The organism is Fibrella forsythiae, assembly GCF_017353175.1.
GTDB classification, from domain to species: domain Bacteria; phylum Bacteroidota; class Bacteroidia; order Cytophagales; family Spirosomataceae; genus Fibrella; species Fibrella forsythiae.
The window spans coordinates 76,348-91,010 of the sequence record NZ_JAFMYW010000005.1 but is presented as its reverse complement, the minus strand read 5'-3'; the positions used below and the strand labels follow the sequence as shown (position 1 = coordinate 91,010).

Annotated in this window: 14 protein-coding genes; 6 read left to right on the top strand and 8 right to left on the bottom strand. The window is 53.1% G+C overall.

Annotated elements, in window-relative coordinates; translation table 11 throughout:
* Positions 1–53: 53 nt before the first annotated feature.
* The 5 genes from J2I46_RS16880 to J2I46_RS16860 form a co-directional block, all read right to left on the bottom strand.
* Complete coding sequence (locus J2I46_RS16880) at positions 54–416, bottom strand: hypothetical protein (protein ID WP_207330231.1); 363 nt, start codon at positions 414–416, stop codon at positions 54–56.
* A gap of 83 nt (positions 417–499) precedes the next feature.
* Positions 500–991, bottom strand: coding sequence for a hypothetical protein (locus J2I46_RS16875; protein WP_207330230.1), 492 nt, complete (start codon positions 989–991; stop codon positions 500–502).
* A 104-nt stretch (positions 992–1,095) separates the two neighbouring features.
* A complete protein-coding gene (locus J2I46_RS16870; protein WP_207330229.1) occupies positions 1,096–1,470 on the bottom strand; it encodes a hypothetical protein in 375 nt (124 codons plus the stop codon).
* Positions 1,471–1,544: 74 nt separating this feature from the next.
* Positions 1,545–1,880: a hypothetical protein gene (locus J2I46_RS16865; RefSeq protein ID WP_207330228.1), complete on the bottom strand. Its 336-nt coding sequence runs from the start codon at positions 1,878–1,880 to the stop codon at positions 1,545–1,547.
* A 126-nt stretch (positions 1,881–2,006) separates the two neighbouring features.
* A complete protein-coding gene (locus J2I46_RS16860; protein WP_207330227.1) occupies positions 2,007–2,351 on the bottom strand; it encodes a hypothetical protein in 345 nt (114 codons plus the stop codon).
* 189 nt (positions 2,352–2,540) lie between these two features.
* On the opposite strand from J2I46_RS16860, the gene J2I46_RS16855 reads away from it, so the two are divergent.
* A complete protein-coding gene (locus tag J2I46_RS16855) occupies positions 2,541–3,749 on the top strand; it encodes an anhydro-N-acetylmuramic acid kinase (protein ID WP_207330563.1) in 1,209 nt (402 codons plus the stop codon).
* Between the two features lie 90 nt (positions 3,750–3,839).
* The gene (gene lhgD / locus J2I46_RS16850; RefSeq protein ID WP_207330226.1) at positions 3,840–5,036 is read left to right on the top strand and encodes an L-2-hydroxyglutarate dehydrogenase; all 1,197 of its coding nucleotides are present in this window, start codon (positions 3,840–3,842) and stop codon (positions 5,034–5,036) included.
* A 118-nt stretch (positions 5,037–5,154) separates the two neighbouring features.
* Here lhgD and J2I46_RS16845 read toward each other — a convergent pair whose 3' ends face one another.
* From J2I46_RS16845 to J2I46_RS16835, 3 genes are all read right to left on the bottom strand, one after another.
* Positions 5,155–6,633: a M28 family peptidase gene (locus J2I46_RS16845; protein ID WP_207330225.1), complete on the bottom strand. Its 1,479-nt coding sequence runs from the start codon at positions 6,631–6,633 to the stop codon at positions 5,155–5,157.
* Positions 6,634–6,893: 260 nt separating this feature from the next.
* Positions 6,894–8,330: an MOP flippase family protein gene (locus J2I46_RS16840; RefSeq protein WP_207330224.1), complete on the bottom strand. Its 1,437-nt coding sequence runs from the start codon at positions 8,328–8,330 to the stop codon at positions 6,894–6,896.
* Positions 8,331–8,363: 33 nt separating this feature from the next.
* Positions 8,364–10,475 carry a hypothetical protein gene (locus J2I46_RS16835; protein WP_207330223.1) on the bottom strand — a complete coding sequence of 704 codons (2,112 nt, stop codon included), beginning with the start codon at positions 10,473–10,475 and terminating at the stop codon, positions 8,364–8,366.
* A 283-nt stretch (positions 10,476–10,758) separates the two neighbouring features.
* On the opposite strand from J2I46_RS16835, the gene J2I46_RS16830 reads away from it, so the two are divergent.
* The 4 genes from J2I46_RS16830 to J2I46_RS16815 all read left to right on the top strand — a co-directional run bounded on the left by J2I46_RS16830 (position 10,759) and on the right by J2I46_RS16815 (position 14,634).
* A complete protein-coding gene (locus J2I46_RS16830; protein ID WP_207330222.1) occupies positions 10,759–11,532 on the top strand; it encodes a 4'-phosphopantetheinyl transferase family protein in 774 nt (257 codons plus the stop codon).
* A 20-nt stretch (positions 11,533–11,552) separates the two neighbouring features.
* Entirely contained in the window at positions 11,553–12,674 is a 1,122-nt protein-coding gene (locus J2I46_RS16825) for a glycosyltransferase family 4 protein (protein ID WP_207330221.1), read from the top strand.
* 12 nt (positions 12,675–12,686) lie between these two features.
* Positions 12,687–13,643, top strand: coding sequence for a hypothetical protein (locus tag J2I46_RS16820; RefSeq protein WP_229379810.1), 957 nt, complete (start codon positions 12,687–12,689; stop codon positions 13,641–13,643).
* Between the two features lie 121 nt (positions 13,644–13,764).
* On the top strand, positions 13,765–14,634 hold the full coding sequence (locus tag J2I46_RS16815) for an alpha-1,2-fucosyltransferase (protein ID WP_207330220.1): 870 nt from the start codon (positions 13,765–13,767) through the stop codon (positions 14,632–14,634).
* Positions 14,635–14,663 lie beyond the last annotated feature (29 nt).

Sequence of the window (14,663 nt, the reverse complement as noted above, 5' to 3'; positions counted from 1 at the left end):
ATAAAACAGAGGTGCTCCACGGCCAGGTTAGCCACGGAGCACTAAGTCATTGATTATACAGTTGTTGACAATTGTCCCGCAAAATTGCGCAGTGATGTGCTCAGCGTGCTCAACCGCGAGGGAAGATCCCCTCCCGCCGACGTACCCAGCGCATCTGTTTGGTCGGCCAGCGTCAGTAGCAGGTCGTGCATTTTCTGGTTGCTGGGCGAACCGCTTTGCAATTCGGCCTGCAGATCATGCAATGGCTGGATCATCTTGCTGGCATTATGGTCACTTTTCAGTGATGAAAACCAGTCGGTAATTAACGAAAGGCCTTCCTGTGGCGAAGCCGCCTGACCTTGATCAAATGCTTCGATAGTAGCGTCGATGAGCGTTGATGCCGATGACCCGCTCGATTGTGAATGTTGATTTGCCATTGTTTTTCTATTTACTGTTCTTTTTTGTGTCCTCTGTTGCGCTGCTCTCGGCACTATACGTACCTAGGTAGCACATATTTCTGTTAGTTGCCGTAACCTGAGTTGTAAGGGCCGCCATCTTGCTGGGCTGCACCGCTGGCACCGATCGAGTCGTCGTCGTTGCGGGTACTGGTTGAGGCACCCACACTCGGCGCAACCGTTGCACCAGCACTACCATCGCCTGATCGTTTGCCATCGAGCCGTTCCCCAAAGCCTTTGAGCGCATCTGACAACTCGATAAGCGATAGCTGTTCACCACCGTCGACCGACTTTGCCGCATTTCGGGTTTGCTCTGTTAGCTCTTCCAGAATTGTCTGAATCTGCCCAACATTAGGCGTACCGTTCTGGAGTTGCATACGTAGCTCGCTCAGCGTATGCGCAATTGGATTCGTTGACTCGTCGCCTGAATGAAGGGCACTGATCCAGTTTTCGATCAATGAAATACCGTCTGTAGGCGATACCGTTTCGGCTCCGCCGCTAAAAGTTGTAACAGTCTCGTTAATGAGTGCCGTTGCAAATTGTGATGATTCTGCCATTGGGATAGGAGAGTAAACCAGTTGGCTGTGGCAGTAAGCAGTTGCTTACGAGAACTACATTAGCGTAAGTAATTGCTTACTGCCGCTGCCAACTACCCTACTGGTTATTTAGCTACTTGTTGATTAATGTTTTCCAGGGTAGATACGAGCCGCTGCAATTCCGTTTGTTGTGCGCTGGCTTCGGGCGATTCCATCACGCTCTGGGTAATATCGATCAGGTCTTCGAGGTAAGCCTGGATAACTGACGATTCGGGCATAACGCCATCTTTCTGACTTTCTTCCAGTTCAGCCTTCAGATCTTCAAGCACATCGGCAATTTCGTCGGTTTCGTCGTTACCATTCTGGTCGAGCAAATCAAGCCATTGGTCAATAAGGGCAAGGCCATCTTTAGGCGTCGATGGCTGAAGACCGCTATCGAACGTAGAGATCGTCTGTTCGAGAAGCGCAGTTGTTTTAGGATCTTGTGATGTAAGGGCCATTTGAGTAAGGGGTTGCGGTTAACAGTAGCGAAAACAACGCCATCGAACTGGCGGAAAGCGCTGTAAACGGTTGCTTATTTGAGTTCTTTAGCAAAATCTTTAAGCGATTCGCCCAGATCTTTCAGCGAGTCCTGATAGGCTTGGTCGGCCTTTTTGGCGGCTTTAGTGGTCTCGTCGCCTAGCTTCTTTACCAGTTGGGCAATCTTCTTTTTGTCAGGCGACTGCCCGCCGAGTTGATTGTGCAGTTCCTGAAGCTCATCGGCCACTCCACTGGCCGTTTCCTCTTTCTTTACCAGCGCAATCCATTCTTCAATTAGCGAAGCACCGTCTGTAGGATTTACGCTATCGAGGCCGTTGTCGAGGGTTTCGATGGTAGAGGTTATGAGCGTATTGGCTTTTTTAGGGGCCATTTTTTTAAGCTGATGAGTGTGAATTAGATCTCCGTGCCCGAAGGAGATGGCACAGGAATAGAACTCGACTAAATCTGTATTGTTTATAGAAAAAATGACACGTGAGCCAGTGGGTCACCTTCCGCTTTACGAATGGCCGATTTGGTCGGCACTGATAATCAGGCCCTGAAGGGTATTGGCCAGGCGGCGTAACGCGTCTGGGTTTGATGTCGCTTCCTGTGCTGAAAAGGCTTGTGTATACTGAGCAAGCTCCATCAGCAACACCCGGATCTGAACGGGGTCAGCTTCATTCAATAACGCTTTCTGAAGGCTGCTGAGTGCTTCCCGAACGTTGGCCAGCCCATCATAGTGACTCAGTGCATTAAGCCAGTCATCAACCAGGGCAGGTCCAGATTCGGTGGTATGTTCACCGTTGGTCAATGCCTGAATCGTTGTTTCGAGTAGCGTCTCGGTTGTTTGTTGTGTGTTCATTGGGTTGCGTTTTATAACGTTTTTCAGAACGCGGATTTAGCGGAACTGGCAGGTTGACACGATTTCTACCGTACGCTTGTGCCAGCCTTTCATTCGCCTGTCTGTGCTGATCCGTCAAATCTGTATACCATCAGAATCTGTCGTGTATCAGATAACTAGTTTGGCGGGATAATGGCTGATATTTACCGCATGAATCCGCAACTCGAATGTCTGTATCAGCTGGCGCAGAAACCCGAACGCCGAATTATTGGCCTTATGTCAGGTACGTCACTCGATGGCCTCGACATAGCCCTTTGTCGCATTACCGGCAGTGGACCGGCCACAACCGTGGTGGTGGAACAATTCACGACGATACCGTACGACGACACCTTTAAGGATAGTATCCGGGCCGTTTTCGCGAAAAAACAGGTCGATTTTGAGCACCTGACCCTACTGAATGAGCAAATCGGGCGACGGCATGGCCAATGGGTGGCTGATTGCCTGCGTTCCTGGAGCGTACCCGCCGAAACAGTTGATCTGGTGGCCAGCCACGGACAAACAGTATATCACGCGCCCCGGAAACAGCACCAGCGGCCAGACTATCCGAATGCTACGCTACAGATTGGCGATGGCGATCATATTGCCGCCGAAACCGGCATTATCACGCTTAGCGATTTCCGGCAACGGCATATTGCTCACGGTGGCGAGGGCGCTCCGCTGGCTGTTTACGGTGATTATTTTGTTTTTTCGCAGGCGGGCGAAAACCGGGTGCTGCTCAATATGGGTGGTATTGCCAATTTCACGTACCTGCCCGGTTCACTTGATGCCAGCGTTGTATTCACAACCGATACCGGACCTGGCAACACACTTCTTGACGCGTACGCCCGCCAGTTTACGGGTAAGCCCTACGATGAAGATGGGCAACTGGCCGCCGCCGGTACCATTAGCGCTCCACTGCTGACTGCCTTACTCGATCACCCGTTCTTTGGCCAGCCTTTTCCGAAAACCACAGGCCCGGAAGTATTCAATACCGGGTACGTTCGAGATGCACAGCAGCGCAGCCAAACGGATGGTCTGCCGGCCGAAGACCTGCTGGCTACATTAACCCGATTTAGTGCCGAAAGCATCGCACAGGCCATTAGCAAAGCGCTGGCTAACGTACCTGAGGCAGACCGGCACGTTCGTATATATATGAGTGGAGGCGGGGCCCATAACCCCGTGTTAACGCAAACAATAGAAGCGTTGCTTCCGGGTTGTACCTTTGCAAAAACCGATGAGCTGGGTATTGCCGGCGACGCTAAAGAAGCCGTACTTTTTGCCGTGCTGGCCAACGAAGCCGTGGCTGGTTCAGGTACGTCATTCGGCGAACGACAAGGCGTGCCCAGTGTATCGATGGGGAAAATTAGCTTTACTAAATAGCGTTTACTGTTTACCGTTTGCTGTTTACTGTTGCTCCACTATTGGCAGCGCAACAATGAATAGCAAACGGTAAACAGTAAACACAAAACCATGATTGACGTAACTGTAATTGGCGGGGGTATCGTGGGTTTGGCCACAGCCCTACAAATCAAGCAGCAGCGACCAACCTTGTCGGTGGTGGTGCTGGAAAAGGAAAATCGGGTGGCGGCGCATCAGACCGGCCATAACTCAGGCGTGATTCACTCGGGGCTGTATTATAAGCCGGGTAGTCTGAAAGCCACCAATTGCATCGAAGGCTATCGGATGCTGCTCGATTTCTGCGACAAGGAAAGCGTACCCTACGACCTGTGCGGAAAAATTGTAGTGGCCACCAAGCCCGAAGAAGTGGGTCAGTTGAACACGCTCTTTCAACGCGGTCAGCAAAACGGATTGGGTGGTCTTCGCCGTATTTCGCTGGCCGAAATGCGGGAGATTGAACCGCACGTAAATGGCGTAGAAGGCATCTTCGTTCCGCAAACCGGAATCATCGATTACACGCAGGTGTGCGAAGCCTATGCCCGCAAATTCCGTGAACTGGGTGGCGAACTGCACCTTGGCGAACGAGTTGAAGAGCTTACGCCGGGTACGTCGCTGAGCGTAGTGGTAACCAACAAAAGCCGCTACGAAACAAAGCTGGTTGTGAACTGCGCAGGCCTGTATTCCGATAAAATTGCCCAACTAACTCAGCGCGAGCCTATTGGCCTTCAGATCGTTCCGTTCCGGGGCGAGTATTTCAAGATCAAGCCGGAGAAGCACTACCTCGTCAAGAATTTAATCTACCCTGTTCCCGATCCGAACTTTCCGTTTCTGGGTGTTCACTTCACCCGCATGGTCCACGGCGGCGTTGAGGCCGGACCAAATGCGGTGCTCGCCTTCCAGCGCGAAGGATACAAAAAGTCGGACGTGAATTTGAAAGAGCTTTTCGAGACATTAGCCTGGCCCGGTTTCCAGAAGGTAGCAGCTAAATACTGGCAAATGGGCCTCGGTGAAATGTACCGTTCCTTCTCAAAATCAGCCTTTACCAAAGCCCTGCAGGAGTTGATTCCCGAAATTCAGGAAGATGACCTGATCGAAGGCGGCGCGGGGGTTCGTGCACAGGCCTGCGACCGCACCGGCGGCCTCCTCGACGATTTCTCGATCATTGAAACCGCCCGCGCCGTGAACGTCTGCAACGCCCCGTCGCCAGCGGCGACGTCATCACTGTCGATTGGCAAAACCGTATCAGAGAAAGTACTGGCTCGGTTTTAGGAGTTGATAACCAACTCGTTGATCTGTAGGGGCGGCCACGACGGGCCGCCCCTACAGATCAACGAGTTGGTGCCGGTTGGCAATGGATATCGGTCGCGTCAATGATCCGTAAATAGTGCTACCGCTCCAGTTTGAAGCCGGGATCTACTGGCGGGCGGGTTGGGGCATTAGCCACTTGCCAGGCCGTAACATACATCCAGCGGGTCATGTTGGCCAGTTTCGCGTAGTCGATACGGGCGGGTTCGTCGCGGGGCGTATGGTAGTCGGGGTGAAGCAGTGAGGTGAAGCAGATCGCAGGTACGTTGGCACGGGCGTAGGGCAGGTGATCAGAACGGAAGTACCAGCCTTCCGGGTGGTCGGGCCGATCCCAGAGCGTATCGAGCTTGAACTTCGCCGTTGCCTGATTTGCCGCCATGGCCTGATTAACCAATTCCGTAGAATTCCGGTGTGGCACCTGCGAGCCCAGCAAGGCTGCACTATCGGGCGAGTTTCGGCCCATCATTTCCCCATTCAGCACCGCCGCGATGCTCGATTTAGGTACCGTTGGGTGATCAACGAAATACCGTGAGCCCAGCAGGCCCCGCTCTTCGGCCCCGTGGAACACAATCAGCAGCGATCGCTTACCTGGTTTTTTTGCAAAAGCCCGACCAATAGCCAGGGCAGCGGCGCAACCCGTGGCGTTATCGTCGGCCCCGTTGTAGATGGAGTCGCCCGCCACGGCCCGGCGAATACCGTCATGGTCCTGGTGGGTGCTGATCAGTACATATTCCTCTTTCAGTTTAGGGTCTGTTCCCGGCAGCTTCGCCACAATATTTACCGACGGGTAGCTGAAGCTTTCTACGTTCACGACGTTGGTAAACTGCTGATTCGGCTGCTGAATCATCGCCAGTTTACTGGCCGGAAGCCACAGCAGCGGTGCCTGCGCAAACACGCGGGTATTGGGGCCGCCGGGGAGATCGTAACGCCCCATTTCCATAGCGCTGCTCCACCAGTTATAAATTGCATCGGCGCGTGAGTCAGACACGAAAATGGTGGCTACGGCTCCCGCTTTCACAAATTCAGCCGCGCGGCGATTCATGGTTGTCAGCATAAATCGGCGGAAACTGAGGTCGCCCGGTGGTGTTCCTGAGAACAGAATGGCTACGGCTTTCCCTTTTATATCTACTTTCGCCATTTCCTCCGGCGTGCCGGTGCCCACATATACAAGCGGTGCATCGACCGAGGCAATAGCCGGTGCCAGCGCAATCACATCCGGGCCGTAGGTCAGGGCCTTACCTCCCACAATAAACCGGCTGGTTTCGCTCACGCGGGTGCGCTGAATGTGGAAAAACTGAAAATATGTGCCGTCGTCGCCAGCGGGTTGAAGACCCATCGCGCGAAACTGCTCGGCAATCCAGGCTGAAGCTTTCAACTCGTTGAGCGACCCAGCAACCCGACCCTGAAAATGATCGTCGGCGAGTTTATATACATCGCGTTTAAGGTCTGCCTCGTTAATGGCTGCCCGGTTGTCGGCGGCCTGTTTCTGAGCAAGAACGGCGGTAGACACCAGGGTTAGTAGCAGGGTTATTCGGCTGATGAAGCGGGTAATTTTTATCACAGCAGCTAGTCGGTTAGATGATAAGCTAAAGTACTACGGATTTAGGCGCAATTGGGGCGCTTAGGTCCATAATTGCGCCTGGATGCCATAAGATTAGCGCAGATCCAAATCGAATGGATACAGGGAAATGGCAGACAGACTTATTTCCATATGAAAAGGACGCAGCCTGAAAGAGCCCTCTGTATGTCGGAAGCAACCTGTTTTCCAACACGTCCCGCTCACTGGTATGTTCAGCGGGCGTTTTTTTGCAGGCCCTGCTATCAGAGGGCCTGTTTCAGTTCTTTTATATCGCTTACCGAGAACTTGAAAGCCAAGGTTAAGGCCCCGTAAACAGCCCCGCCGATACTAATTTCTGCAATGGTGTTGACGATACCCTCGTAGCCGAATAATGCCTTATAGGCCGCAATAGAAGCCACCATGAGTACACAAAACAGTACCGGACGGACCACGTTGCGTAGGAAAACCCCCATAAAATTGCCGATCAGGTAATGAACAACGGCAAAGTTGGCCAGCAAATTGAAGAGGGTCGCCACCAAAAAAGCCGTTGCCGCACCCGTAACGCCGTAGGTACGGCCCAGCCAATAGACCAGCGGAATCTTGACGATCAGCGTAACCAGGTTCAGGTAAAACAGAAGGTTCGGCTTGCCTTTGGTAAACGCCAGCGTGAACAGCGGATGGCTCAGGCACATCATCATACCCACAAACACGAAAATCTGGATCAGACCAACGGTGCCGCCCCAACCGGGACCATAAAAGAGGGGTACAACGCTATCAGCGGTGATAAACAGGCCCGCCAGCAACGGAAAATTGCAATAGCTCAGGATGTCCAGGATTTTCAGATACGACCGTTTCAGTTCGGCGTTGTCATTCTGCATCTTCGCCAGTACCGGATAGGCTACCTGCAGGATGATTGGGTTTAGCTTGGTGATTGGGAAGATGGCCAGCTGATAGGCGAGTGTATACAGCCCCAGCATCTCGTTGCCCAGAATAAAGCCGATAAACAGGTTGTCGTAGTTCGACTGAACGTACCCAAGAATGCCATCGCCGAGGTTAAAAAAGCCAAATCGAAGGTGTTCGCCTACTTCGTTGAACGCAAAGCGAAGCACGGGTTTGAACAGCGAACTGCCCAAAACAACCTGTAGGGTGGTCTTTATGGCCTGCGTAATCAACTGCCCAATAACCAGCGACAGCTCGTGATAGCCACTGTAGGCCATAATCAGGGTCGTAGCCGTGCCAATGAACGTACCTACAATTTCAATGATGGCAATAGTGCGAAACTGAAGTTCCTTTTCCATCAGGAACAGGTAAATCTGCCCGAAGTAAACAATCAGAAAATAGCAGGACGACAGGTGCAGCACCCGCTCGAGGCGAGGCTCTTCTTTAAAGGCAACAATAGACGGCGTAGCCACCTGAATAATACCGAAGATGAGAATACCCAGCGTGATATTCAGCAGATACAGCGTTGACAGAACCGAGCGGTCGCTCTCCTGTTTATAAATGATCGAGTTAGAAAATCCGAGGTTAGTAAAAAGCTGAAAGAACGTGAGAATCAGGTTACTGAGCGCCACCAGCCCAAAGTCGCTGGGCGTAAGCAGGCGTGCCAGAACAACCATCTGACCAAACTGGAAGACAGTTGAGATCACCGTTGCGATGGTGATCCACTTCCCCCCGTTCATGGCCGCACTTTTTGTATTCATTAGTTACTGATTATGAGGCTAAAATCGTATCTATCATTTCCGTGATCGTTCTGCCGGAAGCAGCGCAAAAACAGGTGTTTCGCTAACGGGAATCTGAACGCTACCGTTTAGACTGACAAGCATTCGTTTTGTCATACTCTCCTGCCCCTTCGTAGGTACAAATAACTGAACCGTATCTCCTTCAGAAACAGGCAATGTGTAGGTAGCGGTGCGACCGCGCTCGTCAGGAACAACCAACACGTAGGCTGTCTGTCTTTTTCCGCCGGGCAGGCTCTGCTCGTACCTGTCAACGATCGGCTGGGCAGGGCTGGTCTGGCGAAGGGTCTCCTGATACGTAAAACTACCAATTAACCTCGTTGCCTGATAGAGATAATCGGCCGCAGGTTTGCGGGTCTTATTGCCATTGATAAGCCCCATTGAACTAAACTGGGTTGGGTCGGCCGGATTTTCGTCGTACATCTGGTAAAAAAATACCCGATCGATGCCCTTGCGCAGGTACAGCAACGCCGTACGCAGGGTCCAGTCGGCCTGGGTTTGTTCTACTGATTTTGAGCCAATGGCGATAGCGTGGAACGGGCTGCCGGGATTGGTATCATACCCCGCTTCAGTGATCCAGACGGGCATGTCGTTGCATAACTCGTGCGACAGCCTCACGAAAGCCACGGCCTGTTCACCAACACCCGCCAGTTCAGGCGCGGCACCGCGCGAAGCAGCCTTACCGCTACCGAGTTGCGACGTACCCACGTCGTTGGCATACAGGTGCTGATTGATCACATCCCAGCACAGATTCACACGCCCGTCGGGGTGGTAGCCCCGAAACTCGCGGCACCAGTCAACCATCGCGCGCACATAATCGGTCGTGTGGGCGGCCAGCCCGCCAATGACCACGGTAACCGTAGGGTCGGCATTTTTTACGCCCGTGGCAGGGCCCAGCGTATTCTTGTGTCCATCGTAGAACGCCGATAAGTTGGCGGCATATTCGCGGGCGGTCTGGTAGCCCTGGCGGCCTTTCCAGGTTTTATCACGCTCGTTTTCGCACTCAATGTACCGAATCAGCCCCATCCCGATCTTTTTCTGGTTGGCTGGCGCCCAGCTGTTATGTTGTGCCGTTACGCTGACCAGCGCGGGGTCGATCCGTTTGTTGTAGCCGTAGCGGGCCATATACTGAAACGCCACACGCGCCTGTTCGATGTACGAAGCCGGTTTCGACAGATCGGCACCGTAGCGAACCGGGTTGTTGCCGTAGTCGCGTTGATCGGCGGGGTACAGGTTTTCGAGCCACTTCGGAATGGTTTTCAGGCAGGCCAGCACATCAACGTGTTCGGCTTTCAGTCGTTCGTACATGGCGTCGTAGTTCCAGGCACCGCTGAGCGTGAGGTTATACGAATACTGGCCCGGTTGTGCTTCCAGCTTTTCCCAATCCATATAATGCCGTACCGCCGCAAAACTGCGCAAGGCCGGTATCCGGTTCTCATCCACCTCCCACGATCGGGCGGCCTCTTCCATATTCCATTCGAACATGTTCACGCCCACAGCTTGCCGAAATGGGGTATGACGTACCTGAATGGGCAACGTGGGTCTGTTGCCGGGTGTGTAGCTGCCATATAACTCTATTTCCGACGGATACGCGCCCGAGGTATTGATAAGTAGAAAACGCGCACCCGTCACCGGTGTTTTCAACCGGAACGTACCTGGCTGCCTGGGGTCCGGGCCAACCCATTCCTTGTATTTATCGCCCACAAACCGGGCAATCGGAATCCGTTTCCAGTCGGCGGTGATGATCGACAGCGTCATGGGCTTGTCGAGGTTCTGGTCGGCGTAGTCGTAGAGGCGGATGCGGTCGATGGTCATCTGCTCACCAGTGCGGAGGGGGTAATAGGCGTCGTAATTATCGAGCAGTTTGCTCCATCCGGTATTGACATTCTCTTCCGTAACACCGTCGAAAAGCCCTTCCAGGCCACTGCTGGCATTCACGACCTGATACCACCGTTTAGCATCGATTGGAATTCGGCCCGCCGTATCGAAATGGGCAGTTGGCTGTACGTCGACCAGTTGCGGCGGATGCGAAGACGCGCTGTTGGGCCGGTTTAGCAGCAACAACGTAACGCTTAAGGCCGCAACAGAAAAAAAGAGAAGTGGTTTCATTACGTAGTGCCGATTGGGCGGGGGGTATACCTTGCCCAGCGTCGGTTCTGGCCATGTTGCTGTTGATTACCGATGCTGACATGGCTCGTTCTTCAGGTCGGTACTACAAATCATCGTACGAACAGTACGCGGCTCACATACGAATAGGTTACCATGCTGAGAGAACCTGTTTGTGGTTTGAGCAACCGATTGTATGGATGCGGGTAAAAATGCCTGTTCAGTATGTTGATTTAGACCTAAAAGCTGCAACTTCGTCACGTAACCCGCTCGTTCATATCGTCTAATGCCTACGCTTCTCATTGATACATTGCCGGTTGTGTCCTGGTATCAGTGGCCCGCTTCGCTCACACCGCCCGACGTGGCCGTTTTTCGGTACAGGCTATGCGCTGCAGACCAGCCCTGGCTGTACGGCCTGTTGCACCCAGATGAACGGGAGCGCGCCGAACGATTTAGACAATTGGATGATAAGCAACGATTTGTGGCCGGGCGCGGCTGGTTCCGATACGTGGCAGGTCAACTGCTTGGTCAGTCTCCACAACAGGTCCTGCTTACAACGGGGCCGTCGGGTAAACCTGAGCTTATTCGTACCACGGGTTCGCAGCCTGGCTGGCATATCAACGTGTCGCATTCGGGCGAGTGGGTGCTTTTGGCCGCTGGCTACGTACCTGTGGGCGTTGATGTGGAATGGATCAAACCCGGCTGGCCTTTTCAGGACCTGATCGAATCCAGCTTTAACGCAGACGATCAGGTCCAACTGGCTGCCAGTCAGCACCCGCGCGAGTTGTTCTACACGCTCTGGACCCGAAAAGAAAGTTTGTTTAAAGCAACAGGCCAAGGGTTAACAAATGACTTTATGCGCATTTCGGCGTCAAAAGGGGTACATCAGGTCAAGTATGGCCTGCCAGCCGGGTCAGGTACGTGGTCGATTCTGAGTTTTGCGGTTACAGATAGCTACATTGGCGCTGTCGCCTGTCAGGAATCGCCGATGCCTGTTCGCTTTTTTACGCTTGAAACGGCCTCATTGGGTCTTCCATTCTCCGCTTCGGATCATCAATAAGCAGGAGGCGTGTACACAATATGATCATTGGCATTGAAGCCCAGCGGCTATTGCGGCCCCACAAACACGGAATGGACATTGTTGCCCTGGAGACAATCCGGGCGCTGGCTGCTCACCGTGACCACGAGTTTGTTGTTTTCGTAAAACCCGATACCGACCGCGCCTGCTTGCCCGATGCCCCCAACTTGCACGTGGTTGATTTGCACGGCGGGCCATACCCGGTTTGGGAACAGTGGGCGTTACCCAAAGCCGTTAAACAGGCCGGTGTTGATTTGCTTCATTGCACGGCCAATACGGCACCACTCCGATCATCAGTGCCGGTGATAGTAACGCTGCACGACATTATTTTTCTGGAAAAAGCCATCGTTGGCGGCACGGCTTATCAACAGTTTGGCAACGTATATCGCCGCTGGAACGTACCCAGTGTTGTGAAAACCGCCGACCGTATTCTGACCGTTTCGCACTACGAACGGGAACGAATCATTGATCATCTCCGGGTTGCACCCGAGCGGGTAATTACCGTGCATAACGCCGTTAGCCCAACATTCAGGGTAATCGACGATTTAGTGAAACTAGCTGATGTTCAGGCGAGTTTTGCGTTACCCGACGAGTTTATTTTCTTTCTGGGCAATGCCGATCCGAAAAAGAACGTACCCAACGTGTTGCGGGCGCTGCTATTGCTCAAACAGCGCGGACAGCTCACCCTCCCGCTCGTAATGGCCAACGTGTCGGCCGGGTACGTTGATAAAGTGCTGGCCGAAACGGGAACCACAGCCCTGAAACCAGACATAATCCTGTGCGGCTACATTCCGAACCCGTTGCTGCCGGCCGTTTATAATCTGGCTACGGTGTTTCTGTGCCCATCGCTGCGCGAAAGCTTCGGCCTGCCCATTCTGGAATCGATGGCCTGCGGAACGCCTGTACTGACGGCTAGTACATCGGCTATGCCCGAAGTAGCAGGCGACGCCGCACTCCTGGCCGATCCTGCTTCGCCTCAAGCCATGGCCGATCAACTCGCTCGCCTGCTGACCGATACCGATCTATGCCTTAGTTTACGGCAGCGGGGTCTCGAACGGGCCGCCTTATTTTCGTGGGCCAATACGGCCAAACAATTGCTCGATGTCTATGCAGGCGTTTTGTAGCGGCTGGGTACTATGATTCAACAATTACTTCTCAAATCGCTTTACCTCGTTGCCGCCCTGCGGTATCCCCGTTTCCGGCCCGATCTGCGGTACTTTGTGCGCGATAACTACTTCGCCCGAATAAGCCAGTTTCGCTTCTGGAAGGCCGATTTCGTGACGAAAAAGCCCTATAAAGTGATCGAGTTTTATGGAGAATTTGATCAGGAGGTGCGGTATGCCATGCCGTTTGCGTACTGGCATCATCTGAATGGAACACTGAAACAGACCATCGCCGCTAAAAACACCCGGCCGTTTTATTTCTTTAGCCCCGATCACCTAGAGAAGCATGATAAACGGGTTTGGGAAGCGGGCTACGGCAATTACAGCATTCCAAATATGACCCACGCCCCCACCTACGACTTTTCGAAGTGGGCGCGGGTGCCGTTTAAGCAACACTATAAAAACGAGTTGTTTGTCTACGGGAAACCGCTGCTGGTGATTGCCAATAAGTACAATATCGAATGGGATAAACCACCTATCAATTTCCTGGACATTCCGGCTCTCGATCGACTGATCAACGGGTTGAAAGACCGGTATCAGATTATCTACAACCGCCCGCTGGGGGGGCAGATCGTGCTCGATAACAGCGAAATCATGGATCTGGGCGAGCATGTCTGGCTGAAAACAAATCACCCGGACGTGCTGTTAATGAACGACTTATTTGAGCAACACTGTCATCGGGTCGACAATTTCAATCACCTGCAACTAATGGTGTACGCCAACTGCGACCGCTTCATTTCTATGCATGGCGGTACGGCGGCGCTGGCCAGTTGCTTCGGTGGCATCAACACGTTACTATCTCACCCCGGCGGCGGTTTTGAACACGATTTCGACGAGTACACGAACCTGTTCCCGGCCCTGTCGGGAGCCAGAATCCTCCACGCCAAAAACCGCGACGAGTTGTTCAGGTACGTGGAAATAAATTATTAGTCCACCCTCTTTTGTCCTCTGTCTTCAGTCTTCCGTCCTCTGTTGCGCTGCTTTTTAAATCCAGGTACGTTAGTGAGCAGCGCAACAGAGGACGGAAGACTGAAGACATTTTAACGGTTTTATGGTTATTGCGAAAATTACATCGGGGCTTGGTAATCAGCTATTTCAGTATGCACTGGGGCGGCATCTGGCGTTGCAGAACAACACGTCGCTCTGGTTCGACCTGCGCTATTTTCACCAGGAATACGAAACCGATACGCCCCGAAAATTCAAGCTCGACCGCTTCAACGTGGCCTATAACCTGCTCGATAAGTCGCCCTGGCTATACGCATCGAAGGCCACCCGGCTGCTCCCCAATCGGTCGTTACGCCCGCTTGTAGAGACTCGCTACGAAACCGAGTTTCATTTTGAACCCCGCATGATCAGCCCCACTGCGCCGCTGACAATCTTGTGGGGATTCTGGCAGTCGGAACGGTATTTCGAGGCCAGTACGGCGCAGATTCGGCAGGAGTTGACATTCCGGCGCGCGGAAGGAGATACGTTCCGGGCGTATAAACAACAGATCGAGCAGGCTAACGTACCTGTTTCCGTCCATATCCGGCGGGGCGATTACGTTACGCATCCTGAGTTCAGCCAGTCGTTCGGCTTTCTGGGGCTCAACTATTACCAGACGGCCATCACATACCTAACCAGCCGGTTACCGAACGCAACGCTCTTCTTTTTCAGCGATGATCCCGACTGGGTACGTGCCAATCTGAACACGGCGCATCCAAACGTGCTGGTAGCTAATACCGGCCCCGACGCCGACGTGGATGACCTGCAATTGATGAGCCTGTGCCATCATCATATCATTGCCAATAGTTCGTTCAGCTGGTGGGGCGCCTGGCTCGACCCTCGGCCCGATAAAATCGTGATTGCCCCCCAACGCTGGTTTGCCAACAAACCCTGGGATACCAAAGATCTGGTGCCCGCATCGTGGCTACGAATGTAAGATACCGTATCTGCCGATTTACGTATCTT

Coding starts and splice junctions, on each gene's coding strand:
- J2I46_RS16880 (WP_207330231.1), bottom strand. CDS start 416: ATGGCAAATCAACATTCACAATCGAGCGGGTCATCGGCATCAACGCTC.
- J2I46_RS16875 (WP_207330230.1), bottom strand. CDS start 991: ATGGCAGAATCATCACAATTTGCAACGGCACTCATTAACGAGACTGTT.
- J2I46_RS16870 (WP_207330229.1), bottom strand. CDS start 1,470: ATGGCCCTTACATCACAAGATCCTAAAACAACTGCGCTTCTCGAACAG.
- J2I46_RS16865 (WP_207330228.1), bottom strand. CDS start 1,880: ATGGCCCCTAAAAAAGCCAATACGCTCATAACCTCTACCATCGAAACC.
- J2I46_RS16860 (WP_207330227.1), bottom strand. CDS start 2,351: ATGAACACACAACAAACAACCGAGACGCTACTCGAAACAACGATTCAG.
- J2I46_RS16855 (WP_207330563.1), top strand. CDS start 2,541: ATGAATCCGCAACTCGAATGTCTGTATCAGCTGGCGCAGAAACCCGAA.
- lhgD (WP_207330226.1), top strand. CDS start 3,840: ATGATTGACGTAACTGTAATTGGCGGGGGTATCGTGGGTTTGGCCACA.
- J2I46_RS16840 (WP_207330224.1), bottom strand. CDS start 8,330: ATGAATACAAAAAGTGCGGCCATGAACGGGGGGAAGTGGATCACCATC.
- J2I46_RS16835 (WP_207330223.1), bottom strand. CDS start 10,475: ATGAAACCACTTCTCTTTTTTTCTGTTGCGGCCTTAAGCGTTACGTTG.
- J2I46_RS16830 (WP_207330222.1), top strand. CDS start 10,759: ATGCCTACGCTTCTCATTGATACATTGCCGGTTGTGTCCTGGTATCAG.
- J2I46_RS16825 (WP_207330221.1), top strand. CDS start 11,553: ATGATCATTGGCATTGAAGCCCAGCGGCTATTGCGGCCCCACAAACAC.
- J2I46_RS16820 (WP_229379810.1), top strand. CDS start 12,687: ATGATTCAACAATTACTTCTCAAATCGCTTTACCTCGTTGCCGCCCTG.
- J2I46_RS16815 (WP_207330220.1), top strand. CDS start 13,765: ATGGTTATTGCGAAAATTACATCGGGGCTTGGTAATCAGCTATTTCAG.